This window comes from Micromonospora sp. NPDC127501 (assembly GCF_040302185.1).
In the GTDB taxonomy this organism is placed as follows: Bacteria; Actinomycetota; Actinomycetes; order Mycobacteriales; family Micromonosporaceae; genus Micromonospora.
Genome location: NZ_JBEORJ010000015.1, coordinates 36,251 through 59,817 on the forward strand (window position 1 = coordinate 36,251; position 23,567 = coordinate 59,817).

The 23,567-nt window shown below is 71.3% G+C and carries 24 protein-coding genes; 15 read left to right on the top strand and 9 right to left on the bottom strand.

The features are described from left to right. Positions 1-13: 13 nt before the first annotated feature. The gene (locus tag ABTW72_RS28310; protein ID WP_350863746.1) at positions 14-523 is read left to right on the top strand and encodes a peptide deformylase; all 510 of its coding nucleotides are present in this window, start codon (positions 14-16) and stop codon (positions 521-523) included. Here ABTW72_RS28310 and ABTW72_RS28315 read toward each other — a convergent pair. Continuing rightward, positions 520-1,290 carry a sulfite exporter TauE/SafE family protein gene (locus tag ABTW72_RS28315; protein WP_350863749.1) on the bottom strand — a complete coding sequence of 257 codons (771 nt, stop codon included), beginning with the start codon at positions 1,288-1,290 and terminating at the stop codon, positions 520-522. The two genes, ABTW72_RS28310 and ABTW72_RS28315, sit on opposite strands and share 4 nt — an antisense overlap. 183 nt (positions 1,291-1,473) lie before the next feature. Here ABTW72_RS28315 and ABTW72_RS28320 point away from each other — a divergent pair, with 183 nt between their 5' ends. The 4 genes from ABTW72_RS28320 to ABTW72_RS28335 all read left to right on the top strand — a co-directional run bounded on the left by ABTW72_RS28320 (position 1,474) and on the right by ABTW72_RS28335 (position 6,249). After that, entirely contained in the window at positions 1,474-2,253 is a 780-nt protein-coding gene (locus tag ABTW72_RS28320; RefSeq protein ID WP_350863752.1) for an endonuclease/exonuclease/phosphatase family protein, read from the top strand. A 107-nt stretch (positions 2,254-2,360) separates the two neighbouring features. Beyond that, positions 2,361-3,161, top strand: a complete 801-nt coding sequence (locus ABTW72_RS28325) for an alpha/beta hydrolase (RefSeq protein ID WP_350863754.1) — start codon at positions 2,361-2,363, stop codon at positions 3,159-3,161. A gap of 221 nt (positions 3,162-3,382) precedes the next feature. Continuing rightward, positions 3,383-5,482, top strand: coding sequence for a M14 family zinc carboxypeptidase (locus ABTW72_RS28330; RefSeq protein WP_350863757.1), 2,100 nt, complete (start codon positions 3,383-3,385; stop codon positions 5,480-5,482). A gap of 92 nt (positions 5,483-5,574) precedes the next feature. After that, entirely contained in the window at positions 5,575-6,249 is a 675-nt protein-coding gene (locus ABTW72_RS28335; RefSeq protein WP_350863759.1) for a fasciclin domain-containing protein, read from the top strand. Between the two features lie 6 nt (positions 6,250-6,255). Here the strand turns inward: ABTW72_RS28335 and ABTW72_RS28340 are convergent, their stop codons facing one another. Beyond that, positions 6,256-7,251 carry a tyrosine-type recombinase/integrase gene (locus ABTW72_RS28340; RefSeq protein ID WP_350863762.1) on the bottom strand — a complete coding sequence of 332 codons (996 nt, stop codon included), beginning with the start codon at positions 7,249-7,251 and terminating at the stop codon, positions 6,256-6,258. Between the two features lie 121 nt (positions 7,252-7,372). On the opposite strand from ABTW72_RS28340, the gene ABTW72_RS28345 reads away from it, so the two are divergent. Both ABTW72_RS28345 and ABTW72_RS28350 read left to right on the top strand, forming a co-directional pair. After that, on the top strand, positions 7,373-8,122 hold the full coding sequence (locus tag ABTW72_RS28345) for a hypothetical protein (RefSeq protein WP_350863765.1): 750 nt from the start codon (positions 7,373-7,375) through the stop codon (positions 8,120-8,122). Between the two features lie 321 nt (positions 8,123-8,443). Then, positions 8,444-8,980 (top strand): DUF6193 family natural product biosynthesis protein, encoded by a 537-nt coding sequence (locus ABTW72_RS28350; RefSeq protein ID WP_350863768.1) that lies wholly within the window; start codon positions 8,444-8,446, stop codon positions 8,978-8,980. A gap of 32 nt (positions 8,981-9,012) precedes the next feature. On the opposite strand, the gene ABTW72_RS28355 is transcribed toward ABTW72_RS28350, so the two are convergent. Further along, entirely contained in the window at positions 9,013-9,807 is a 795-nt protein-coding gene (locus tag ABTW72_RS28355; protein WP_350863771.1) for an alpha/beta fold hydrolase, read from the bottom strand. 130 nt (positions 9,808-9,937) lie between these two features. Here ABTW72_RS28355 and ABTW72_RS28360 point away from each other — a divergent pair, with 130 nt between their 5' ends. Continuing rightward, complete coding sequence (locus tag ABTW72_RS28360; protein ID WP_350864009.1) at positions 9,938-10,819, top strand: PhzF family phenazine biosynthesis protein; 882 nt, start codon at positions 9,938-9,940, stop codon at positions 10,817-10,819. A gap of 121 nt (positions 10,820-10,940) precedes the next feature. Here the strand turns inward: ABTW72_RS28360 and ABTW72_RS28365 are convergent, their stop codons facing one another. Further along, entirely contained in the window at positions 10,941-12,560 is a 1,620-nt protein-coding gene (locus tag ABTW72_RS28365; protein WP_350863773.1) for a beta-N-acetylhexosaminidase, read from the bottom strand. Between the two features lie 192 nt (positions 12,561-12,752). On the opposite strand from ABTW72_RS28365, the gene zwf reads away from it, so the two are divergent. From zwf to ABTW72_RS28380, 3 genes are all read left to right on the top strand, one after another. Beyond that, positions 12,753-14,132, top strand: a complete 1,380-nt coding sequence (gene zwf / locus ABTW72_RS28370; protein WP_350863776.1) for a glucose-6-phosphate dehydrogenase — start codon at positions 12,753-12,755, stop codon at positions 14,130-14,132. Between the two features lie 238 nt (positions 14,133-14,370). After that, positions 14,371-15,819: an OFA family MFS transporter gene (locus ABTW72_RS28375; RefSeq protein ID WP_350863779.1), complete on the top strand. Its 1,449-nt coding sequence runs from the start codon at positions 14,371-14,373 to the stop codon at positions 15,817-15,819. Beyond that, positions 15,816-15,941 carry an MFS transporter small subunit gene (locus ABTW72_RS28380; RefSeq protein WP_256442137.1) on the top strand — a complete coding sequence of 42 codons (126 nt, stop codon included), beginning with the start codon at positions 15,816-15,818 and terminating at the stop codon, positions 15,939-15,941. Before ABTW72_RS28375 ends, ABTW72_RS28380 begins: the two co-directional genes overlap by 4 nt. A gap of 41 nt (positions 15,942-15,982) precedes the next feature. Here ABTW72_RS28380 and ABTW72_RS28385 read toward each other — a convergent pair whose 3' ends face one another. Continuing rightward, positions 15,983-16,711, bottom strand: a complete 729-nt coding sequence (locus ABTW72_RS28385; RefSeq protein WP_350863782.1) for an SDR family oxidoreductase — start codon at positions 16,709-16,711, stop codon at positions 15,983-15,985. A gap of 87 nt (positions 16,712-16,798) precedes the next feature. Between ABTW72_RS28385 and ABTW72_RS28390 the strand changes: the two genes are divergently transcribed. The 3 genes from ABTW72_RS28390 (at position 16,799) to ABTW72_RS28400 (ending at position 18,906) form a co-directional block, all read left to right on the top strand. Beyond that, on the top strand, positions 16,799-17,632 hold the full coding sequence (locus tag ABTW72_RS28390) for a patatin-like phospholipase family protein (RefSeq protein ID WP_350863784.1): 834 nt from the start codon (positions 16,799-16,801) through the stop codon (positions 17,630-17,632). A 45-nt stretch (positions 17,633-17,677) separates the two neighbouring features. Further along, positions 17,678-18,139: a peroxiredoxin gene (locus ABTW72_RS28395; RefSeq protein ID WP_350863786.1), complete on the top strand. Its 462-nt coding sequence runs from the start codon at positions 17,678-17,680 to the stop codon at positions 18,137-18,139. 83 nt (positions 18,140-18,222) lie between these two features. Beyond that, positions 18,223-18,906, top strand: coding sequence for a hypothetical protein (locus tag ABTW72_RS28400; protein WP_350863788.1), 684 nt, complete (start codon positions 18,223-18,225; stop codon positions 18,904-18,906). Between the two features lie 6 nt (positions 18,907-18,912). Here ABTW72_RS28400 and ABTW72_RS28405 read toward each other — a convergent pair whose 3' ends face one another. Then, a complete protein-coding gene (locus tag ABTW72_RS28405) occupies positions 18,913-19,365 on the bottom strand; it encodes a MarR family winged helix-turn-helix transcriptional regulator (RefSeq protein ID WP_350863790.1) in 453 nt (150 codons plus the stop codon). Positions 19,366-19,462: 97 nt separating this feature from the next. On the opposite strand from ABTW72_RS28405, the gene ABTW72_RS28410 reads away from it, so the two are divergent. Then, positions 19,463-19,900: a winged helix DNA-binding protein gene (locus ABTW72_RS28410; RefSeq protein ID WP_350863792.1), complete on the top strand. Its 438-nt coding sequence runs from the start codon at positions 19,463-19,465 to the stop codon at positions 19,898-19,900. Between the two features lie 12 nt (positions 19,901-19,912). Here the strand turns inward: ABTW72_RS28410 and ABTW72_RS28415 are convergent, their stop codons facing one another. The 3 genes from ABTW72_RS28415 to cydB form a co-directional block, all read right to left on the bottom strand. After that, positions 19,913-21,109, bottom strand: a complete 1,197-nt coding sequence (locus ABTW72_RS28415) for a WD40 repeat domain-containing protein (RefSeq protein WP_350863794.1) — start codon at positions 21,107-21,109, stop codon at positions 19,913-19,915. Positions 21,110-21,203: 94 nt separating this feature from the next. Then, positions 21,204-22,388 carry a GNAT family N-acetyltransferase gene (locus tag ABTW72_RS28420; protein ID WP_350863796.1) on the bottom strand — a complete coding sequence of 395 codons (1,185 nt, stop codon included), beginning with the start codon at positions 22,386-22,388 and terminating at the stop codon, positions 21,204-21,206. Between the two features lie 176 nt (positions 22,389-22,564). Next, the gene (cydB, locus tag ABTW72_RS28425) at positions 22,565-23,563 is read right to left on the bottom strand and encodes a cytochrome d ubiquinol oxidase subunit II (protein ID WP_112586980.1); all 999 of its coding nucleotides are present in this window, start codon (positions 23,561-23,563) and stop codon (positions 22,565-22,567) included. Positions 23,564-23,567: the final 4 nt, after the last annotated feature.

Here is a 23,567-nt window from a genome sequence, read left to right on the forward strand (position 1 = left end):
TACGCTGAACCCCATGACCATGCGGCCCATCCGGATCATCGGCGACCCTGTCCTGCGCACCGGATGCGAACCGGTCACCACCTTCGACGCCGAGCTGCGCGGCCTCGTCACCGACCTGATGGACACGCTGCTCGGCGCCCCCGGCCGCGCCGGCGTCGCCGCACCGCAGATCGGCGTCAGCGCACAGGTGTTCGTCTACGACGCCGACGGGCACCGCGGCCACCTCATCAACCCGACCCTGGAGCTGTCCGACGAGCTCCAGGACGACGAGGAGGGCTGCCTGTCCATCCCCGGGCTGTACTTCCCGACCGTGCGGGCGCTGCACGCCACCGCCCACGGCGTCGACCAGCACGGCGAGCCTCTGACCATCGCCGGCACCGGGTTCCTGGCCCGCGCACTGCAACACGAGACCGACCACCTGGGCGGCAAGCTCTACGTCGACACCCTGCGCGGCGACACCCGCCGCCGGGCCCTGCGCGAGATCCGCGCCGGGCGCTTCGACTCACCCAGCCGCCGCGGCTAGCTCACCCACTGGTCGTGGCCCAGCTTCGCGACCAACGCCACCACCACCACCAGCAACACCACCCGCACGAACCCGGAGCCGCGGCGCAACGCCATCCGCGCTCCCAGCACCGCGCCGGCGATGTTGCACACCGCCATGCCCGCGCCCAGCAGCCACCACACGTGCCCGGTCGCCCCGAACACCACGAGCGCGCCCAGGTTCGTCCCTGCGTTGACGACCTTCGCCATCGCCGAGCCGTGCACGAAGTCCGCGCCCACCAGGGCGGTGAACGCCAACACCAGGAACGTGCCGGTGCCCGGGCCGATCAACCCGTCGTACAGGGCGATCCCCACCCCGGCCACCCCGATCACCATCGCCACCCGCACCGGGGTGCGCTTCGCCGGCACCGCCACCACCCCCATCCGGGGACGCAGCAGCACGAACACCGCCACGGACACCAGCACCACCAGCACGACCGGCCGGTACGCCGACGCCGGCACCGCCCCGGCCAGCGCCGCGCCGACGCCCGCGCTGAGCACCGCGAACCCCGCCGCCGGGCCCGCCACCCGCCAGTCGACCTTCGTCCGGCGGGCGTACGTCGCCGCCGCGGTGGCCGTACCGAAGATCGCGGCCAACTTGTTAGTGCCCAACGCGGTGGCCACCGGCAACCCCGGGGCGGCCACCAACAGCGCCGGCAGCAGCAGCAACCCGCCACCACCGACCACGGCATCGACCCACCCGGCCATCGCGGCGGCGGCCAGCAGGGTACTCAGCGTCACGGCGTCCACGGGCGGCAATTCTGCCCATCCGAGGCGCCGCAGCGGCACCCGAGTGGCCAGCCTCACCCGGTCACCGACCCCGCGTACGCCGCAACCACACCCCCAACGCGCCGACCGCCACGAACACCAGCACCGAACACAGCAACACCTTCACCACCCGGCAACCATGCCACGGGCACGTAAGGTGCAGGAGTGCGCCTGGCCACCTTCAACCTGCTGCACGGACGGTCCCTCACCGACGGGCTCGTCGACTCCGACCGACTCACCGCCGCCATCGGCGCCCTCGACGCCGACGTGCTCGCCCTGCAGGAGGTCGACCGCGACCAACGCCGCAGCGGCAACCTCGACCTCACCGCCATCGCCGCCCGCGCCCTCGGCGCACCCCACCACCGCTTCGCCGCCGCCGTCGTCGGCACCCCCGGCGAACAGTTCCGCCCACTGCGCCACGACGACGACGGCCACGGCGAACCCTGCTACGGCATCGGGCTGATCAGCCGACACCCCGTCCGCAGCTGGCAGGTCACCCGACTCAAACCGGCGCCGGTGCGCTCACCGGTCTACGTGCCCGGCCCCCGCGGCGGCCTCATCCTGCTGCACGACGAACCCCGCGTGGTCCTCGCCGCCGTCCTGGACACCCCGCACGGCCCCCTCACCGTCGCCGCGACCCACCTGTCCTTCGTGCCCGGCTGGAACGCCCGCCAACTACGTCAGACCGTCCGCGCCCTGCGCGCGCTACCGGGACCCCGTGTGCTGCTCGGCGACCTCAACCTGCCCGCCGGCGCGGCCCGGCTCATCTCCGGCTGGTACCCCCTGGGCCGACGCCCCACCTACCCGTCCGGGCAGCCCCGCGTCCAACTCGACCACATCCTCGCCGACCGGCACGCCCTCGACCAGCTTCCACCCGTACGCGCGGTCACCGCACCCGCGTCCACCATCTCCGACCACCGCCCCCTGCTGGTCGACCTCGGCTGAAAATCCACGATCGAAACTCCGCCATCGCGGCTCACGAATGTCTAGGGTGGGCTCACCGACACCGCCGTCGTGCGTCATCGCCGCCCCCGACAGTCACGGAGCTGACCATGAGCGACACGCCGGACACGATCGTCCTCATCCACGGGTTCTGGGTCACCCCCCGCAGTTGGGAACACTGGGTCACCCACTACCAGGACAAGGGCTTCCGGGTGCTCACTCCCACGTACCCCGGGCTGGAAGGCGAGGTCGAGGCGATCAACGCCGACCCCAGCCCCCTGGAGACGCTGACCGCACCGCAGGTCATCGCGCACCTCACCGAAGTGGTCGCCGCGCTACCCAAGCCGCCGATCATCATGGGCCACTCCGCCGGCGGGGCGTTCACCCAGGTACTGCTCGACCGCGGCTACGGCGCCTCGGCGGTCGTGCTCAACTCGGCACCCACCGAAGGCGTCCGGAACATCCCCTTCTCGCAGGTGCGCTCCACCTTCCCGGTGCTGCGCAACCCCGCCAACCGCCACCGCGCCGTCGGGTTCACCTTCGAGCAGTGGAACTACGCGTTCACCAACACCTTCGACGAGCAGACCGCCCGCGCACTGTACGAGCGATACGCCATCCCCGCCGCCGGCGGCATCCTCTGGGACAGCGTCCTGGCCAACCTGCTGCCCGGCCCCCAGGACATCGCCGTCAACTACCACAACGACCAGCGCGCGCCGCTGCTGTTCATCTCCGGCTCGGAAGACCACATCATGCCGCCCAGCGTGCAACGCGCCAACGCCGCGCACTACAAAGGCGACACCATCACCGAGGTCGAACTCTTCGAGGGGTACGCGCATCTTCTGCCCGCCCAGCAGGGCTGGCAGCGCATCGCCGACGTCGCCCTCGACTGGGCCCTGCGCCACGCCCGCTGACCGCGACGCCTCACCGGGCCGACCGTTCGGCCTGCCACTGCGCCCGGCTTCCTGAAATCCGGGGCATCCCCGGACACCGCGCCTTCCTGAAAACCGAGGCGATCAAGGATCGGCGGGGGAGCGGACCGCCAACTCGCAAGATTCCCTCAAGATCATTGCATCGACGGACTTCGACGATCATGCTGGTCGACACGCGCCACGATCAACCCGTCGGAGGCCACATGAGACGCCAGCGACCAACCCTCATCGCCGTGTCCACCCTCATCGCCATCACCCTCACCACCGCAGCACCCACCCCCGCCAACGCCGCACCACCCGACCAGGTCACCGCCCTCACCGCCCACCAGGCCGACGGATACACCACCCTCGCCTGGCAACCCGTCGACGGCGCCACCGACTACCAGATCGAACGCACCCCCGTCGACGCCGACAACACCCCCACCGGCGCACCCACCATCGTCGGCATCTGGCGACCCAACCGCCAGATCAACCAACACGCACCCACCTTCGCCGACTCCGGCTACAACCCCGGCGACACCTTCCAATGGCGCGTACGCGCCCGCACCGGCACCACCGAACAGCCCTACTCCGACCCGGTCACCGCCACCACCACCGCACCCTGGGGCAACCCCACCACCCCCGGCGAGCAACTGCGCACCGGCTGGGAGACCACCCACGCCGCGCAGTACACCACCGACACCGACGAGTACGCCTACACCGCCGCCATCGACGCCCTCAGCGACCGCGTACGCGTCGTCGAACTCGGCCGCACCGTACAGAACCGACCCATCAACATGCTCGTCATCGGCCACCCCACCCCGGCGGCCACCCCGGAAGCAGTCGCCGCCACCTCACCCGTGGCCATCAACTGCAACGTGCACGGCAACGAACCCGGCGACCGCGAAGCCTGCCTCATCATGGCCCGCCAACTCGCCTTCAGCACCGACCCCCGCATCACCGACCTGCTCAGCCACACCACCGTCCTGATCGTCCCCACCATCAACGGAGACGGCCGCGCCAACAACACCCGCGGCAACTCCACCGGCCAGGACCTCAACCGCGACTACTCCCTGATCCGCCAACCCGAGACCACCGCGTACATCAAGATGGTCCGCGACTACCGACCCGTCGCCGGCTACGACGGCCACGAGTTCGGCAACTCCCGCGCCGGCGACCTGCCGATGCTGCCCCCACGCCACCAGAACGTCGCCCAACCCATCTTCGACCAGTCCCAGGACATGATCGAAGGCCACATGTACGCCAAGGGCGCCGAAGCCGGCTGGTGGGCCTGCCCCTACGGCTGCGAAGGCGGCGGCAACGTCGGCCTCAGCGAAGAAACCATCCTGCGCAACACCCTCGGGCTCAAGAACGTCACGAACTCCCTGCTGGAACTGCGCAGTTCCGGCGGCCAGACCCGCCCCGACGAGGGCAACACCACCAACAACCGACGCCGCAAGACCTACTCCGCCCTGTGGACGTTCCACCAGTTCCTCGACTACCACCGCGCCGACCGCGCCGACATCCTGAAGGCCCGCAGCGAAGCCATCGAATCCCAAGCCGCCAACACCGGCCGGCTGGTCTTCCGCGGCTCCCGCCCCATCCCCGCACACCCGGCACCGCACCCCGGCGACAGCCCACCACCACTCGACGCGCCCCCCGCCGACCTGATCCTCGACAACGCGCCCTGCGCCTACAAACTCACCGCCGCGCAGTACAACGGCCCCCGCACCGACGGACCCGGTGGCGTCGGCACCACCGTCGCCCAGCGCATCGCCGCCCACGGCTGGAAGGTCATCACGATCGGCGACGACCACTACGTCCCCCTCAACCAACCCGAACGCGGCCTCATCCCCCTGCTCCTCGACGGCAAGGGCGTGGAGAAGCTGACCGACGGCGAACGCGTCTATCCCACCCTCACCGGCCGCCGCAACGGACCCCTGGTCGTCACCGGCTTCACCTGCGCCGACGACGCCACCATCAACGGCCCGGTCACCGTCCGGGCCGGTGCGGCACTCGTGACGACAGCAACGACCATCAGCGGCCCCCTCACCGCCACCGGCGCCGCCGGCATCCTCCTCGCCGACAGCACCATCAGCGGCCCGGTCCGCATCGCCACCACCGACACGATCTCCATCATCGACGCCACCATCGCCGGCCCCGTCGACCTGTCCCGCAACACCACCGGCACCGACGCAACCGTGCTGGCCGGCACCACCATCCGCGGCCCCCTCAGCTGCACCGGCAACAACCCCACCCCGCGCAACCTCGGCATCGCCAACACCGTCCACGGCCCCCGCACCAGCCAGTGCGCGGCACTGTGACCGACAACTAGCGAGCCAGCACGCCGGCGGCGCGGGCCCGACACCCGCGCCGCCGGCACCTCACCACCCACCCCGCACCCGTGGAGGCCGCCGTGTCGCACACCGCCACCCCACAGCGACACCCCCGACGATTCCGCGGACCGCACGACGCTCGGCGCGTCCGACGGACCCTCGGCCTGCTCCTGCCGACCCTGCTGCTGGCCGCCTGCACCGCCAGCCCCGCAGCTCCCCGCACGAATGCCGCACCCCAGCCCACCGGGCCACTCTGCGCCGCCCTACCCACCGGCACCGACCCCGGCAACCCGAGCTTCCTCGCCGGTCAACCCGTCGACCAGGCGCTGCGCTGGATCCCCACCCTCACCACGTTCGAAGCGGCCCTGCGCACCAGCGGCGTCCTCACCGACCTGCCCGCCGGCGACGGCATCACCGTCCTGGCGCCCTCCGACGACGCCTTCGCCGCCACGTTCTCCGAGGACAACTGGGACGACCTCATGACCCACCACACCGACCAGCTCCGCACGCTGCTGAAAGCCCACCTCATCACCGGAAGCCACCCGATCGCCGACCTCACCACCGCCGGCACCGCCACCACCCTCGACGGCGTCACCGTCACCGTCACCCGCACCGGACCCACCGCCCGCCTCGGCGACCGCGCCGACACCGTCTGCGCCGACTACCAGGCCACCAACGCCCGCATCCACATCATCAACGCCGTCCTCGGCCCACTGCCCGTCACCGCCGACGGCACCGGCCACCGCGCACACTGACCACGCTCAACCGGGCGGCACCAGACCCGCCAGCGCGCGGTTGGTCCGGTTCGCGCGGACCGCGTCGCGCTGCTGCCCGGCCGTCACCTCGATGTACGTCTGCGACGACGCCAACGACGCGTGCCCCAACAACCGCATGATCTCCGCCGCGCTCGCGCCGTCCTCCGCCAACCGGGTCGCGAAGGTGTGCCGCAGCGCGTGCAGCCGCGCACCACGCGGCACCCGGTCACCGATGCCGGCCCGCCGGTAGCACGACTCGACGAGATACTGCAGGCCACCACGGCGCAACGGCTCACCACGCCGATCCACCAGTAACGGCGAGTCGGGGCGTACCGACCGCGAACCGAAGCGCCGCACCCGACTGTCCAGGTAGTCCCGCAGCACCCGGTCCAGATCCGCCTCGATCGGCACCACCCGAGGCCGCCCGCCCTTGCCCGCCACCTCGACCCGCCGCTCACCGGACCGACCACCGAGCGAGTCGACGCGCAACGCCAGCAGCTCCGACAGCCGCAGCCCGGCGCAGAGCGCCACCGCCAACACCGCCACGTCGCGCTCCGGCCACGGGTCGCGTTGCCGGCCGTCGTCCCGCGCGGCGGACGCGAGCAGCACCTCGGGGGTGTCCGCACCGCGCAGCGGCTTCGGCTGGGGGAGTAGCGCCCGAGGCCGCCCAACCGCTGGCATCGGGTTGCCCGCCACGAACCCGTCAACGACCAGGAACGTGAAGAAGGTGTTCCAGGTGGACCAGGCCCGATGCACCGACGCGGGCGCCCGGGGAGCGGCGAACCGGGCGAAGGCCGCCCGCATCACCCGGGGGGAGAGGTCGGTGATCGACAGCGCGTCCAGGGGTAGGGGAGGGGTGGCATCCTCCGCCACCAGGGAGGCCACAGTGCGCAGATCCCTGCGGTACGCGGCCAGGGTGTGCGGGGAGGGCTTACGGGTGGCCCGCGCGGTCAGGAACTCCTCGATCAGTACCGCGAGCGATTCGTCCTGTTTGTCATGCATAAGGGATATTATGCAGCATTTTCGCGTATCCGGGAAGTGGTGAGCGAGGGGAGAGGGGCCTCAATCCCGGACCGAGGCGAGTACGGCTGGAGCCGATCGAGAAGCACGTAACGTGCGCGGCATGACGTCGTTCGCCGCCACCTGTCCCACCTGTGGTCGACACGGCACGCCCATCGTGTACCGGGACCTCGACGGTCCGACAGACCTGGTCTGCTCCGAGGGGCACCAGTGGCGGGCCGTTGGCCGAGCCGGGTGGGCCCCGTACGCGTCGCCCGCCGCCGTCGAGCACGACGTGACGACCCCGACGGAGCCCATGGACGTCAGCAAGGACGGGCGGACCTGGCGGATCGGCGCGGCCAGCGACGTCGCCTGGCTCGCCGGGCGCACCACGCAGGGTTTGTCGGTCACAGCGGCGATCCCACCGGTGTTCGAGGCGTACGGCACATTCCACCGGCCAGAGGGTGTCGAGTTCCACGCCCACGAACGCGCGGTGATCGACGAACTGGTGTCGTGCACCCCGGATCAGCCCTGGTGGCTCGGCTTTCTCGACACCGGCGCCCACGACGTCGTCTTCCCGCACGCCCCGAGAGTGTCCCTCTACGGGGACTGGCCCTACGTGTTGGTCGAGGCCGGGCCGGAGCAGGCTCTCACCTGGCGCGTCGGTCACATGCGCGGCGGCGACGGCGCGCTGCCCGACCTGTTCTTTCCGGCGGATCGCTCCTGGCTCGTCTCCGCCCTCTGGGACGACACCTGGACCGACATCGGCGCCAGCGGTGCCGTGCTCGCGGCCCTGCGGGGCAACCCGCTGGCCAACGCGCGTCTCGTCGGGCCGGACGAGGACGCGTGTCCGCCCGGCCTGATGCGCGACTGACCCCTGTCGGCAGGCGGCGAGGGGACCCTCGAAGGACGCTACTTTACATAATGTGCATTATCGAATCTGGTTCTGGTGAATTGGGAGTCGTCGAGAAGGGGTGACCGCGTCACCCCGCACCTCGATTGACGAGGATTTCGCGAGGCATCATGGGAGGTGTCTGACCACCGTGGTTCCACAAGGCCAGATCCGGCTCTCTACCCGGACGTCGCTCGCGTGGGCAGCCTCAGCGGCATCCTGCGAGCCGGGTCCGTCGGCGTCGCCCCGCTCCGGCGGGCCCGTCCCGAATCAGCGCCCGGTTGGCGTCTCTTGGGTGCGAGGGTGCAGGACGGCGAGCGCACGGCGACTGTCCTGATGGGCGGTGCCGAGCGAGTGTTCCTGATGCGGTTCTCGGCGCGTGGGGTCTGCCTGGCGCGGGGCGACACCGATGATCTGTACGGCGTGGCCGGCGCGATGCGGACCTGGCAGTCCGGGTCACGACTGCGGGAGTTGGGTCGCGAGTGGCCGTTCGTTGCCATCAGCCCTCTGGCCGAGGCGCACGAGCGCGGCGAAGCCGCCGAGTACACCTGGCGGCAGTACCACCAGAATGCCCGTCGGGCTCCGCACCTGCTCCGCCTGCAGTCTTTCATCGCCGTGGCCATCGGTGAGCCTCGACTGCGCCGGCTGATGCCCTTCACCAGTCACGCGGCTCTCGGCTTCAGCCGCACCGTTGGCTATCCCTACAGCGGCGACTGCCCCTGGGTCGAACCACTGGACGGCGATCGGTACCGGGTGACGGCGGCAGATCGTCGACACGAGTGGGGCACGGCTGACGCCGCCCGCTGCGTGGCCCTGGTCCTGGCAGGGCTACCGGATTGACCACTGGCGATGCTCTCCCCTGCTGGGCGTCGTCAGTACGGTGATGTGCCGCGGGTGCGGCGCAGCCAGTCCTGGGTGAGCGCGCGCAGCAGGGCGGGTTGTTCGTACGGCAGATAGTGCCCTGCCGCGTCGATCACCGTGTAGGTGCCACGCGGGTAGTGGCGCATGGCGCGGAACTGGTCGGCGTAGCCGATGATTCCGTCCTGTCTTCCGGTGATCACGGTGACCGGGCCGTCGAAGACGACGTCAGCGTTCTCGTCGGGTAGCGCGTAGCCGGGACCGCTCTGCAACTCCTGTTGGAATGCCTCGTCGCCGGGGCCGCCGGCGTTCAGTGCCGCGAGCACCGTCGCGACGACGGCTGGAGTGCGGTGGCCCAGGGCGGCGTCGAAGTGTCCGTGCAGGGCGGCGGGAGCGGCGTCGAGCCAGCCCGGGGGCGCGTCGAGTGGTGGGTCGTCGGGCAGGCTCCGACTGTCGCGGGCGATGGTGACGCCGGGGCAGACGAGGAGCAGGCCGCGGACGAGTTCGGGTCGTTGGCGGGCGATGCCGGCGGCCAGGTACGCGCCGTAGGAGCTGCCGGCGAGCAGGACTGGCGCGTCGACGTGGTGGTCGAGCCAGGCGCAGACGGTGTCCAGCACCGCCTGGGAGGTGGGTGGGCAGTTGGCGGGGGTGTCGCCGTGGCCGGGCAGGTCCAGGTAGATCTCTCGCAGGCCGGCGTCGGCGAGCGCGGGGCGGAAGGCGGCGGCCGTGGCGGCGCGGCTCATGCTGAACATGGGCAGGCACACCACGGGTGCTCCGGTTTCCGCTGATTGATCGACCGCCAGGTTCATGGTCGAGATGCTACTGAGGTTGTTGGCTTGGTATGTACCTCGTGGGTGGACGGTGATGGCACGGATCCAGAGGGGTGGTTGCGTCGTGGGTGGCGACAGTGCGGCGGTGGCCGCTTTCGATGACTCGGTTGTGGTCACCATCGTCAACGCCTGCCTTCGGGGCGGGCGTGGGGGCAGTCCAACGTCTGTCGTCGATGAGCCCCTGTCCCCCGCACCGGATGCGAGGTACGTGTTGAGCGATGCCGAGCGCAGCCGGGTGCCGGTTCGGATGGGCACGTCACATGCCGTGTTCGTGGGGCGCGTCGTGGGCGACGAGCCGGTGGATCTGCGGTTCTTCACCGCAGAGGGGGAGCTGCCCGCGTGTGGGCATGGGACGGTGGCGGCGGTGGCGTACCTCGCCGGGCGTCGTGGCGGTGGCGAGCACGAGTTCAGGTTGCGGGTGTCGGGGCGTACGTTCGTCGGTCGCGCGGCCTGCGACGGTGACCGGATCCGGGCCGAGTTCGACCCGGGTCCGGTGGTCGTACGGGAGGCGACCTCGTTCGAGGTTGGGCTCGTCGTCGACGCTCTCGGTGTCGCTGCGGGCGACCTTGTTTCCGGAGCGTGTGTGGCGTCGTTGGGGCGGGCGCGGATGTTGGTGCCGGTCACCGCACCTGGTGCCGTCGTGGCCCTGGACCCTCGCCTGGACCGGCTCCGGGCGGCGTGCGACAGGTTGGGGTTGCTGGGCTGCTACGTCTATTCGGTCCCCACCCGCGTGGGGGGTGTGGTGGCGCGGATGTTCGCGCCGTCGATCGGGGTTGCTGAGGACGTCGCCAATGTGAACAGCACCGCCTGCCTGGCCGCCCGGATGGCGGGCAACGGCTTCACCGAGTTGACCGCCGACATGGGTGACGTCCTTGGCGAACCGGCGACCATCGTCACCGCTGCCCGTCCGGGTCCCGCGGGGGTGCGGGTTCTGGTGGGGGCCGACGCGATGATTGTCCGCGCGGTGTCGCATCGGGGTCACGCCAGATGACGGGGTGCGGTCCGCGTTCGATCCGGCGGTGAAGGCGTTGGACACCGTCTGCGGTCGTTGACCGTCGTGGGCACCGGCCGTTTCGGCCGGTGCCCACGACGGGTGGGTGACGGGGTACGGCTCAGAGCCAGGGCACCTGCGGGGATGGGTAGAAGTCGACCTGTTGCAGTCGCCAGCGGGGCGCCTGCTCCCCCAGCCGGGTCCGGAAGGATTCCCAGTCGTGGCTGGCGGTGGTGGACCAGCCGAGCTCGGCGATCGCGGGTAGGCGGGGGAAGGCCATGTATTCGATGTCGTCCAGGGTGCGCAGCGTCTCGGACCACAGGGGGGCCTCGACGCCGAGGATGGCGTTCTCGCCGACGCCGGTGACCCGGGTGGCGGGGTCCCAGCCGTACGCGTCGGACACCTCGATCAGGCCGGCCCAGCGCAGGCCGAGGCGGGTGTTGGCGTCGTACTTCATGTCCAGGTAGGCCTTGTTCGCCGGGGACATGATGACCTTGTTGCCGCGGGCGGCGGCCGCGGCGAGGCTGGCGTTGGTGGTGCCGGTGCCCCAGAACTGGGCAACGGCGTCGGTGGGCAGGTCGGCCTGGGTGATCTCGTTCCATCCGGAGGCGCGTTTGCCGTACTTCGCGACCAGGGGCAGGACCCGGTTCATGAAGGTGCGGTAGTCCGCGTCGGTGGTGGCGTGGGCTTCGTCGCCGCCGATGTGCAGGAATGGCCCGGGGGTGATGGCGGCGACTTCGCGGATGACGTCCTCGACGAAGCGGTAGGTGAGTTCGTCGTTGATGCAGAGGGAGCTGTAGCCGACCGCCATGTCGGTGCGCGGGGGCGGTGCGACGCCGTCGCAGTTGAGTTCGGGGTACGTCGACTGGGCGGCGTTGGTGTGCCCGGGCATGTCGATCTCGGGGATGATCGTGATGTGTCGTGCGGCGGCGTAGGCGACGACGGCCTTGTAGTCGGCCTTGGTGAGGTATCCGGGGCCGACGCCGTCGACTCCGGTGCCGGGTCCGCCGCCGACGGTGGTGAGGCGGGGCCAGGAGTCGATCTGGATGCGCCAGCCCTGGTCGTCGGTCAGGTGCAGGTGCAGGTAGTTGATTTTGTACTGGCTGAGCAGGTCCACGTAGGCGGTGATGTCGTCGACGGTGTGGAAGTGGCGTGCCAGGTCGAGCATCGCGCCCCGGTAGGCGAAGCGTGGGTAGTCGACGATTCGTCCGCCGGGGATTGTCCAGGTGGTCCGCTGCCGCTCGGGTGCCTCGATCTCGGCGGGGAGCAGTTGGCGCAGGGTCTGGGTGCCGGCGAACAGCCCCGCGGGGGTGTTGGCGCGGATCGTGATGCCGCGGCGGGTGACGTCGAGTTGGTAGCCCTGTTGGCCGATGCGGTCGTCGGCGCCGCCGATGAGCAGGGCGATCTCGGGTAGCGGGGTGGAGCGTACGGGCAGGACGGGCAGGGCGTGGCCGGTGGCGGGGCGAAGTGTGGTGGCGAGTTGGTGGCCGACGTGCCAGGCGGCGGCTGAGCCGGGGGTGGTGCGGATGACGGTCAGGGGGGTGATCCGGAATGTGTCGTGCGCGTCGGGGTGGGTTTCGACCGGTGCGGGGATGACGTCGCTGAGGTGTCGGGCTGGTGCGGTGGGTGTCGTGGCGGCGGCGGGCGTTGCGGGCAGGATGACTGGTAGCGCGAGGGCGGCTATGGCCAGCAGCCGTGTGGTGGTGTGTCGGCGACGCACGGTACCTCCAGGCCTCGTCATGATCGACCTTCGTCGATTAGAGTCGCAGGCTACCGGCGTTGCGCCTGCACTGTAAACCTTCCTTAACGTAAGGGCTCGTCGAGACAGTGTTGTCGCCGACCTCACGTACGCCGCACGCTGGGGAATTCCTGGGGTGGGTCGTGCCGTTGTCCGTTCGGAAGATCAGGTTCGGATGATCGAATGGGAAGTGCCATGGACGTGCGCTCTGACGCGGTAGTGCTGTTCGGCGTCACGGGAGACCTCGTCTCGAAGAAGCTGTTTCCGGCGCTGTACGAGCTGACCCGGCGCGACCGCCTCGACGTTCCGGTGATCGGCGTGGCCCGCTCCCCCTGGGATGATCAGCAGTTGGTCACCATGGCCCGCAAGTCGGTCAACGAGGCCGATGACGAGATCGACGACGAGATCTTCGATCGGCTGGCGGACAACCTTTCGATGGTCTCCGGCAACTACGCGGACCCGACGACGTACCAGCGGCTGGCTGAGCGGCTGCGCGACGCCGAGCGGCCGGTCTTCTACCTGGCGATCCCTCCGGCGGTGTTCGGCTCCGTCGTGGAGGGCCTGGCGGCCGTGGGTCTGGCCGACCGGGGTCGGGTGATCGTGGAGAAGCCGTTCGGGCGTGACCTGGAGTCCTCCCGCGAGCTGGACCGCAGCCTGGGCGCGGTCTTCGCGCCCGAGCGGGTGTTCCGCATCGACCACTACCTCGGCAAGGAAGCCGTCGAGGGTCTCTACGCCTTCCGGTTCGCCAACCGGCTCTTCGAGCCGCTGTGGAACAACGAGCACATCGACAACATCCAGGTGACCCTCGCCGAGGGTTTCGGCACCCAGGGCCGGGCCGGCTTCTACGACACGGTGGGTGCGACCCGGGACGTGCTGCAGAACCACATCCTCCAGGTCGTGGCGCTCATCGCGATGGAGGCGCCGGCCAGCGAGGACACCGCCGCGTTCCGGGAGGCGGAGGCCGCGGTGCTGCGCCAGGTAGCGCCGCTGTCGCCGGAGTCCACCGTCCGGGGGCAGTACGCCGGCTACCGCGACGAGCCCGGCGTGGCGGCGGACTCGAACACGGAGACGTTCGTGGCGACCCGGTTGACCGTCGACTCCCCCCGCTGGGCGGGCGTGCCCTTCTACCTGCGCACCGGTAAGTCCCTGCCGGGGACGGCGACGGAGGTCGTGGTCGAGTTCAAGCAGCCGCAGCGCTCGCTGATCCCCGCCGAGCAGGGCACGGCGAGGGCCGCGAACCTGCTGCGTTTCCGCCTCGGGCGCGGTGACGGCATCACGATGTCGATCCAGGCGAAGAGCCCGGGTGCCGAGGTGGCGAGTCGTCCGGTGGATCTGTCCGTCGATTTCGGCTCGGCTTTCGGTCGCCGGCAGGAGGCGTACGAGCGGCTGCTCGACGATGCGATGGACGGGCAGCACCTGCGCTTCGCGCGGGCCGAGACGATCGAGCAGGAGTGGCGCATCGTCGAGCCGATCCTGGATCTGCCGACGGCGGTGCAGTCGTACGAGAAGGGCAGCTGGGGTCCGGCGGACGCCGACGCGCTGGCCGGCGGCTGGCACCTGCCGGACCTGCGCTAGTCGCGGCCTGAGCCGCTGGCGTGGCCGACTCGGTTTCCCGGCGTGTCGTGGTGTCCGGACCGCCGTGATGCCCCGACTTTCCGCAAGCCGAGTCGATCACGGAGCGCGCCGCGCGGACGCTGACTGACCGCTCAGCTCAGCGGAACGACCGTCCGGCGACGGTGAGGTTTGCCGCTTACGAGTGGTGTGGGCACGTTGGGTGCGACGTTTCTCGTCCTCATCGGAGAGGAAGCAGCGCATGCTTTCCGCACTCGATCGTCGGCACACCGTCGCGCCGCCCGGCTACAGCCGGTGGCTCATCCCCCCGGCGGCGTTGGCCATCCACCTCTGCATCGGTCAGGTCTACGCGACCAGCGTCTACAAGAACTCCCTGATCGCCCACTTCGACACCAGCCAGACCGCGATCGGGGTGATCTTCAGCATCGCGATCGTGATGCTCGGGCTGTCCGCCGCGGTCGCCGGGACCTGGGTGGAGGCGAACGGGCCGCGGAAGGCCATGTTCGTCTCCGCCTGTTTCTGGGCGACGGGTTTCCTGGTGGGCTCGCTGGGCATCGCCACGAAGCAGTTGTGGCTGCTGTATCTGGGCTACGGGCTGCTCGGCGGCATCGGGCTGGGCATCGGCTACATCTCCCCCGTCTCCACCCTGATCAAGTGGTTCCCGGACCGGCCAGGGCTGGCCACCGGGTTGGCGATCATGGGGTTCGGTGGTGGGGCGATGGTCGCCTCTCCCCTGTCGCGGCAACTGTTGTCGTTCTACGACTCCGGCTACGACCCGGCCAATGCGGGGTCGACGGCGTCGGGCAGCGCCCTGGTGTGGTTGTTCGTGACGCTCGGCCTGGGCTACTTCGTGATCATGATGTTCGGGGTGGCGAACGTGCGGGTGCCGGCGCAGGGCTGGCGCCCGGCCGGCTTCGACCCGGCGAGCGTGGCGGCGAAGCCGCTGGTCACCACGGCGAACGTGTCGGCGGCGAACGCGGTGAAGACCCGCTCCTTCTGGCTGCTGTGGGTGGTGCTGTTCTGCAACGTGACCGCCGGCATCGGCATCCTGGAGCAGGCCAGCCCGATGATCCAGGACTTCTTCCGCGACAACGGCACCTCGGCGGTGACCGTCGCGGCGGCCGGTGGGTTCGTGGGTCTGCTGTCGCTGTTCAACATGGCCGGGCGGTTCGTGTGGTCGTCCACCTCGGACGTCATCGGCCGCAAACCGATCTACCTGGTGTACCTGGGTGTCGGCATGGTGCTCTACGCGCTGCTGGCGCTCGTCGGGCAGACCTCGACGGCCCTGTTCGTGCTGCTGGCCTGCGTGATCCTGTCGTTCTACGGCGGTGGCTTCGCGACAGTGCCGGCGTACCTGCGGGACCTGTTCGGCACCTTTCAGGTCGGCGCGATCCACGGTCGGCTGCTGACCGCCTGGTCGGCGGCGGGGATCGCCGGTCCGCTGATCGTCAACGGGTTCCTCGACGCCCAGGGCGAGCCGGGCTCGCTGACCGCCGCGGCGTACCGGCCGGCGCTGTTCACGATGGTGGCTGTGCTGGCCGTGGGCTTCGTGGCGAACCTGCTGGTGCGGCCGGTGCCGCAGCGCTACCACGAACCGGCGGCGGAGCAGGCCCCGCAACAGGGCGCGGATGAGAACGCGGATCGGGACGTGGACGAGGACACGACGGCGCAGAGGAGTGGTACGCGATGAGTGAGGACAGCCGACCCGGGCAGCAGGCCCGGTTGTGGATCTCCTGGTTGGTGGTGGCGGCGCTGCTCGGCTACGGGGTCGCCCAGACCGTCGTCACCGCGGCGAAGCTGTTCACCCACTGAGTGCGCGCGGGGTGCCGTGAAGCGGCACCCCGCGGCGCCCGTCAGAGACCGCCGGAGACGCGCAGCACGGTCCCGGTGGCGTACGAGGCATCCGGGCCGAGCAGCCAGGCGATGGCGGCGGCGATCTCGTCGGGTTCGCCGGCGCGGCCCAGCGGGATGCGTCCGACGGCGGAGTCGGCGCGGTCGGGCACCCCGGAGTCGGCGTGGATGTCGGTGCGCACGATGCCGGGGGCCACGGCGTTGACCCGGATGCCCTTCGGGGCGAGTTCCTTGGCCAGGCCGACGGTGAGGGTGTCGGTGGCGGCCTTCACGGCGGCGTAGTGCACGTACTCCCCCGGGCTGCCGAGGGTCGCGGCCGCCGACGAGACGTTGACGATCGCCCCACCGTCGGTGAGCCGGCGGGCGGCCTGCTGGGCGCAGAGGACGTAGCCGACGAGGTTGACGTCGACGACCCGGCGCAGGTCCTCGACGCGCAGCTCGGTGAACGGCCCGATCAGGCTGGTGACGCCGGCGTTGTTGACCAGGCCGGTGAGCGGGCCGAGTTGGGCGGCCGCGTCGAACAGGGCGTGCACCTGCTCGGGGTCGGTGGTGTCGGCGCGTACCGCGATGGCCTGTGCGCCGGCGGCCCGCAGGTCGGCCAGGACGGTGGTGGCGGCGGCCTCGTCGCGGCGGTAGCACAGGGCGACGTGGTGACCGGCGGCGGCGAGCCGACGGGCGGTGGCCGCGCCGATGCCCCGGCCGCCGCCGGTGATGACGGTGACGGGTGCCACGGTGCCTCCTGGCGGTCTGACGGCTGCGCGCTGGTCGTGCCGACGCTACCGTGACCGGCGCGGGTCGGTCGTCGAGAGGAGGGTCACATGCAGCGGGCGTTGGTGCTCGGCGGTGGCGGGGTGACCGGGGTGGCCTGGGAGTTGGGGCTGCTGGCCGGGTGGGTCGAGCGGGGCGTGCCGGTCACCGAGGCGGATCTGGTGGTGGGCACGTCGGCGGGTTCGGTGGTCGGCGCCCAGGTGTGCTCCGGGTTGCCCGTCGAGGGTTTCTACAGCGAGCAGTTGGTGCCGCCGTCGAGCGAGCTGGCGGCACGGTTGGGCTTCGCGACGTTGGCGCGGCTGATCTGGGCCGGTGGTCGGACCCGCGACGCGGTGCGCTCGCGGGCCCGGATCGGGGCGATGGCGGTGGCGGCGCGTACCCCGTCGGAGGCGTCGCGACGGGCGGTGATCGAGGCCCGTCTGCCGGACCGGGAGTGGCCGCAGCGGCGGCTGCTGATCACGGCGGTGGACGCGTCGTCCGGTGAGTTCGTGGTGTTCGACAGGGACAGCGGGGTGTCCCTGGTGGACGCGGTGGGCGCGAGTTGCGCGGTGCCCGGGGTGTGGCCGCCGGTGACGATCGGCGCGCGCCGATTCGTCGACGGTGGGATGCGCTCGACGGTGAACGCGGATCTGGCGGCGGGCGGGCGCAGGGTGCTGGTGCTCGCGCCGACGTCGGCGGCGTTCGGACCGATGCCACGGCTGTCGGCGCAGGTGGACGCGTTGCGGGCGGCCGGGTCGCGGGTGGTGGTGCTGACGCCGGACGCGGCGGCGCGCACGGCGATCGGCCGCAACGTGCTGGACCCGGCCCGGCGCGCGGGCGCGGCGCGAGCCGGGAGAAGCCAGGCCGACGTGGTGGCCGACGAGGTGGCGGCGCTCTGGGCGTGATCGCTTACGCTCACCGCGCGGTCGATCAGACGATGGAGGTGCGCGGTGGCGGGTGTGGGTGTCGGCGACGAGGTGCAGGATTTCGAGCTGCCGGATGAGACGGGCACGCCGCGGCGGCTGTCGGAGTTCCTGGCGGCCGGGCCGGTGGTGCTGTTCTTCTACCCGGCGGCGATGACCCGGGGGTGCACGGCGGAGAGCTGCCACTTCCGCGACCTCGGCGCGGAGTTCACGGCGCTGGGCGCGACGCGGGTGGGCATCAGCCGCGACCCGGTGGCGAAGCAGGCCGAGTTCGCGAAGCTGCACGGCTTCGACTATCCGCTGCTCTCGGACGCCGACGGCGCGGTGGCGCAGCAGTTCGGGGTCAAGCGGCGGGTGCCGTTGGGGCCGTTGAGCATGAAGCGCATGACGTTCGTCATCGGCACCGACCAGCGGGTCATCGAGGTGATCCACAGCGAGGTCAGCATGAACGAGCACGCGGACCGGGCGCTGCGGGCGCTGGGTGGCTGAGCGGGCGTGAGCCCCGTGCGGCGGGTGTCGCAGTCGGCTGGTATCAAGACAGCAATCAAACAGGTGTACGGAAGAGGGTTGTGATGGATGCCGGCCAGGGTTTGTCCACTAGCGAGGTGCAGAGCATCCGGGAGTCGTTGGCGGCCGGGCGTAAACCGCGGGTGGTGTTCACCGCGTCGGCGGGGCAGATCGCCGGTCAGGTCGGTCAGGTGATCGAGCTGACCGACCCCGAGGTGTCCGACGAGTTCGTGGTGGTGCGCTTCGGTCGCGACGAGTTGCCGTTCTCCCCCGCCGACCTGGCCGTGGCGCCCAAGGGCGTCACTCGTCGGGTGGTGGAGCCGAAGCCGGAGCCCGAGCCCGAGCCGCCAGCGGTGGCCGCGCCGGAGTTCGTGTTGGACACGCCGCGGGTGCCCGCGCAGCGACAGGAGGAGCCGAAGGTGGAGCAGTCGGAGAAGCCGCCGGCGCGGCGGGCGGTCAAGGCCGTCAAGCCGAAGGGCCCCGCGGGCCTCACGGTGACCCTGGCGTACGCCGACGGTGAGTGGACCGTCGCCGCGCAGCAGGGCAGCAAGGCCCTCGCGAAGCCGTACGTGGTGAAGCCGGCGGAGGCGTTGAAGATGGTGGCACTGGTCGACGTGCCGGGGGTGCAGGAGGCGGTGGAGCAGATCCTCGGCACCGAGCGGGCCGAGGCGGAGCAGCAGGCCGAGAAGCTGCGCGCCGAGCTGGCCGAGATCGAGGCCCGGCTGGCGGAGCTGCGCGAGGCCCGCTGAGGCCTGTCAGTGCCGGCTGTGGTGGCGCAGCAGTCGGGTGAGCAGTCGCGTCAGCTGCTCGCGCTCGGTGGCGGACAGCGGGGCGAGCAGGTCGGCTTGGACGCGCTCGAGGGTCGCGCCCATCCGGCGGGCCTCGTCGGCGCCGGCGTCGGTGGCGCTGATGACGTTGCGGCGGCGATCGGCCGGGTCGGGGGCGCGCACCACGAGCCCTCGGCCGGCCAGGTCGTTGATGGCGGCCACCACGTCGCTGCGGTCGATGCCGCAGCGCCGGCCGAGGTCGGCCTGGCTCGCGGGCCCGTCCTCGGCCAGGGTGGCGAGCAGCCGGTAGTGGTAGCCGCGCAGGTCGTGCGCGGCGAAGCCCTCGCTGAGCAGGCGGGCGGCGTGACTGGCGGTCTGGTTGAGCAGCCAGCTCGCGGTGGTGCTGAGCCCGGCGGGTGACTGCGGGGCCGCGTTGTCCATGGGGCGCAGCCTACCAGGAATCGTTGGCGCGACCCACAATTGGGTGTTACGTTGGTCCGACCAACGTTGGTTCGGCCAACGTATCGAAGGAGGCGTCATGTCCACCGTCCCCACCCTCAACGGCCAGGTCATCGGCCAGGCCCACTACGCCACCCGCGCGCTGCTCGAACGGGCCACCGGCCCGCTCGGCCTCAGCTTCGGGCAGGTGGTCGCCCTCAACGCCCTCGCCGCAGGCCCCGTCGAGCGCGCACAGCTCATGCACCGGATCACCAGCACCCTCAAAGTCGACGAACGGGCCGTGCGCGAGGTGACCGACGCCCTCATCGACGCCGACCTCGCCCAGGTCGACGGCCCCGCGCCGCACGTACGGCTCACCGACACCGGTCACGCCATGCAGGCCCGCGTCGCCGAGGCCGTAGCGGGCATCACCGCCAGGCTGTACGGGGACATCCCAGCCCACGAACTCGCCGCCGCGGCCCGGGTGCTCACCCTGGTCACCCAGCGGGCGAACGGCGAACTCGCAGGCGCCGCCTGACCCGACAGCGACTCAGGTGAGCCGGTTCATGGCGGCCCGGATCCTCAGCCAGGACGGGTCGCTCCCGGAGTCCTCGCTGACCACCTCCAGGTCACCCGGCTGCCAGGTCCGCGTCCCGTCGGTGAGGTCGAGCTGGTCCATGTCGACAACCGACGCCTCGGAGGTGGCGGCGAGGAACTCGGTCACCCCGGCCCTGGGGGCCTCGCCCGTGCCGATCCTCCCCGCCGACAGCAGGAGAAGCACGCCGTCGTTGCCCGCGACGACGAGCTCACCCGCGGCGGTGGCCGCCAGCGCCGTCACCGCGGACCCGGGCAGCACATCGTGCTCGGTCATCCGCTTCCCGTCGATCTCCAGCTCGACCACCGCGCCATCGGGTGTCCCGATCCAGAGGACCCCCGGCAACGGACCGGACGCGACGTTGTGGCGGGACCAGGATTCCATCTCGTCCAGCCACTCCTGCGGGTACGGGTACCCCGGACTCGGCTCGCCCAGCGTCATGCTCAGGATGCGTCGTAGCGAGGGGAACTCGAACACCTCCAGCGAGTTGTCGTACGCGTTGCCGCGTACCGCGAAGTGCCGGCCGTCCGAGCTGAAGATCGGCGCCTCGTAGCCGTCGCAGTCCAGGACCAGCGCACGGCGCAACGGCCGCAGCACCGGCCCGGTGTCCTCGGAGAAGAGCACCAGCGTGGCACCTTGGTCGCTCTGGAGGGTGCACACGAGACCGCCCGCCGGATGCGCCACCACCCCGGTGTCCCACTGAGGGCCGATGGAGGTCGTTCCCAGGGCGAGGTCGAGCGCGACAGACCGTTCCCAGCCGTCCTCTCCGCCGGAGGGTGACAACCAGAGCGTCCGACCGTCCGGACTGAACGCCACCTCGCGTTGGTACTCGGTCGGCGCAACGCCGTCGATCGGCGAGGTGCCCGACGGTGTCCAGCGGGCGGTGCTCTCGGCGTCCGCCACCACCAGCAGCGCCTCGCCCGGATGCCAGGCGGCGGAGGGTGTCCGCTTGGACCGCTCATGGCCGATGTCGTCGCCATAGCCGGCCGAACCCGCGCCGACGGTCCCACACTCCCGCAGCTGCCCGTCTCCGTACTCCCAGATCCTGATCGCCGGACGGTCGGCGTCCCAACCGGCCACCAGCGGAAGGCGGGGGTGGCACAGCAGCCGCCGCACCGTCGCTCCAGAGTGGATCCGCGCCAGAATTTCCACCGGCACACCGTACCGGCGAGGCAGACCCATGGTCGTCCCCGACGGGCAGTCCCGGAGTAGGTCCGCGCCCGAACGCCCGGCTTCGGCAACGGCGTCAGAAGTAGTCGAGCAGCTGCGCCGGGCCTCCCGCGCCCAACAGGTCCAGGGCGTCCGGCGCGACGCCGGTGGTGTGCAGCAGGCCCGCCTGCGCGACCGACCGGGCGCGGGCCGCCCCGGCGTACAGCAGCGCGAAACCTCGCACATCCAGCCGCAGCCGCACCTCGGCGTCGACGCGGGTCAGCTCGGCGGCGCCGTCGGCGACGGCCAACCGCCAGGTGCCGGTGTTCCATTCGGCGAGCGGGTCGGTGAGGTGAAAGTCGACGACGCCCCGGGCGTGGGCGGGCCACCCGCGCGCGGCCACCGCGCGGGCGACGTCGACCGGTCGGTGCATCCACAGGTCCCGCTCGTGCTCGCGCGCCGCCTCCAGAGGCAGGACGGTGCTGACGGCGTCGCCGTCGAGCGGGCACAGCCGCAGCGTCGGCGCGACGCTGGCCCAGCTGGCGAGCACCCCGACGAGTTCCCGGGCGGCCTCGGCGGTGACGGCCAGGGCCTCGTCGACGGTGAGCACGGAGTCGGCACCGTAGCCGCGGCCCCGCTGCCAGGTGGCGTAACCGACCAGCTCACCGTCGGCCTCGACGAGGGTGACCCCGTCGCCGGGCAGACCGCGGTCGGCGGCGTCGAACAGCTCACCCCGGCGGGTCAGCATGCCGTTGCGGTGCCGGGCGACGCGCTCGTAGAGGTCGGCGACGGCGGGCAGGTCGGCCGGTGTGCCGGCCCGCACGGTGAGGTGCGACGCGGGCCGGTGCCGGGGCAGCGCGGCGGTGGCCAGGTCGACGGTGCGCAACACCCCGGCGGCCTCCCAACCGCAGGCCCGGTACGGGGCGGCGACGGTCGGATAGAGCGCGCTGATCGCCGCCTGACGGTCGCGGGCGCCGCGCAGCAGCGCGGTGAGCAGGGCGCGCGCCACGCCGCGACCACGGGCCTCGGGGGCCACCGCCACCCCGGCCACGTCGGCGGCCGGCACCGCCCGCCCGGACCACCACTGGTCATGGTGCAGGTCGACGGCCTTGCCCACGAGCCGACCGGCGTCGTCGAACGCCCCGTAACGGGTCAGGCCGGGCACCGGCGTGGACGCGGGCGCTGGGCGCTGCGGGTCGGAGCCGAACGCGAACCGACCCAGCTCCCAGGCGGCCTCAAGGTCGTCGGCGGTGAGTTCGCGTACGTGCACGGGCTCAGGCATCGGCACACCCTAGCGAGGCGAATCCCCACCCACAGCCGATTTACGGCCACCCGGGAACCGTCACGCCACCAGGTCCCCTGCCCCGTCGATCATGGAATTGTGGTGGGTAACAAAGCGTCTGTTAGTAGTCTGAAGCGGGCACCACAACTCCATGATCGACGGGGGCGGCCCGCAGGTCAGTGCTGCGGGATGTTGGCCACGCCGATGCGCTTGCGGAACACCCAGTACGTCCACCCCTGGTAGGCCAGCACGACCGGAGTGAAGATCACCGCAACCCAGGTCATGATCTTCAGGGTGTACGGGGTGGAGGCGGCGTTGGTGGCCGTCAGCGTGCCGGCCGCGTCCAGGGTGGAGGGCAGCACGTTCGGAAACAGCGCCGCGAACAGGGTCGCCACGGCCAGGCCGATCGCCACGGCGGTGCCGGTGAACGCCCAGCCCTCCCGGCGTACCCGGGCGGCGGCCAGACCACCGAGCAGGGCGAGAGCCGCGCCGACGGCGAGCACGACGGCGGCCGCGCTGGAGCGGATGCTCAACGTCCAGGTCAGGAAGCCGACCGCGAGCACGGCGGCGCCCACACCGAGGCGCACGGCGAGCGCGCCCGCGCGCTCGCGGATGTCGCCGGTGGTCTTCAGGGCGATGAACACCGCGCCGTGGGTGAGGAACAGCGCGAGGGTGGTCGCGCCTCCCAGCAGGGCGTACGGGTTGAGCAGGTTCAGCAGGCCGCCGACGTACTCGTGGTCGGCGTCCAGTGGCACGCCGCGCAGGATGTTGGCGAAGGCGACGCCCCACAGGATCGCCGGCAGCAGCGATCCGACCACGATCGCTGCGTCCCACCGACGCTTCCAGGACGCCTCGGGGCGCTTGTGCCGGTACTCGAAGGCGACTCCCCGGGCGATCAGGGCCAGCAGGATCAGCAGCAGCGGCAGGTAGAAGCCGGAGAAGAGGGTGGCGTACCACTCGGGGAACGCGGCGAACATGGCGCCACCGGCGGTGATCAGCCACACCTCGTTGCCGTCCCAGACCGGGCCGATGGTGTTGATCAGGACGCGGCGTTCCCGGTCGTCGCGGCCGAGCACGGGCAGCAGCATGCCGACGCCGAAGTCGAAGCCCTCCAGGATGAAGTACCCGGTGAACAGCACGGCGACGAGGAGAAACCAGATGGTGGTCAGTTCCACGATG

What these genes read in the sequence shown, in the direction of transcription:
- ABTW72_RS28345 (WP_350863765.1), top strand. Translation starts at nt 7,373, where the DNA reads ATGACGTCGTTCGCCGCCACCTGTCCCACCTGTGGTCGACACGGCACG.
- ABTW72_RS28325 (WP_350863754.1), top strand. Translation starts at nt 2,361, where the DNA reads ATGAGCGACACGCCGGACACGATCGTCCTCATCCACGGGTTCTGGGTC.
- ABTW72_RS28310 (WP_350863746.1), top strand. Translation starts at nt 14, where the DNA reads ATGACCATGCGGCCCATCCGGATCATCGGCGACCCTGTCCTGCGCACC.
- ABTW72_RS28420 (WP_350863796.1), bottom strand. Translation starts at nt 22,388, where the DNA reads ATGCCTGAGCCCGTGCACGTACGCGAACTCACCGCCGACGACCTTGAG.
- ABTW72_RS28375 (WP_350863779.1), top strand. Translation starts at nt 14,371, where the DNA reads ATGCTTTCCGCACTCGATCGTCGGCACACCGTCGCGCCGCCCGGCTAC.
- ABTW72_RS28400 (WP_350863788.1), top strand. Translation starts at nt 18,223, where the DNA reads ATGGATGCCGGCCAGGGTTTGTCCACTAGCGAGGTGCAGAGCATCCGG.
- ABTW72_RS28365 (WP_350863773.1), bottom strand. Translation starts at nt 12,560, where the DNA reads ATGACGAGGCCTGGAGGTACCGTGCGTCGCCGACACACCACCACACGG.
- ABTW72_RS28355 (WP_350863771.1), bottom strand. Translation starts at nt 9,807, where the DNA reads ATGAACCTGGCGGTCGATCAATCAGCGGAAACCGGAGCACCCGTGGTG.
- ABTW72_RS28405 (WP_350863790.1), bottom strand. Translation starts at nt 19,365, where the DNA reads ATGGACAACGCGGCCCCGCAGTCACCCGCCGGGCTCAGCACCACCGCG.
- ABTW72_RS28340 (WP_350863762.1), bottom strand. Translation starts at nt 7,251, where the DNA reads ATGCATGACAAACAGGACGAATCGCTCGCGGTACTGATCGAGGAGTTC.
- ABTW72_RS28330 (WP_350863757.1), top strand. Translation starts at nt 3,383, where the DNA reads ATGAGACGCCAGCGACCAACCCTCATCGCCGTGTCCACCCTCATCGCC.
- zwf (WP_350863776.1), top strand. Translation starts at nt 12,753, where the DNA reads ATGGACGTGCGCTCTGACGCGGTAGTGCTGTTCGGCGTCACGGGAGAC.
- ABTW72_RS28410 (WP_350863792.1), top strand. Translation starts at nt 19,463, where the DNA reads ATGTCCACCGTCCCCACCCTCAACGGCCAGGTCATCGGCCAGGCCCAC.
- ABTW72_RS28390 (WP_350863784.1), top strand. Translation starts at nt 16,799, where the DNA reads ATGCAGCGGGCGTTGGTGCTCGGCGGTGGCGGGGTGACCGGGGTGGCC.
- ABTW72_RS28380 (WP_256442137.1), top strand. Translation starts at nt 15,816, where the DNA reads ATGAGTGAGGACAGCCGACCCGGGCAGCAGGCCCGGTTGTGGATCTCC.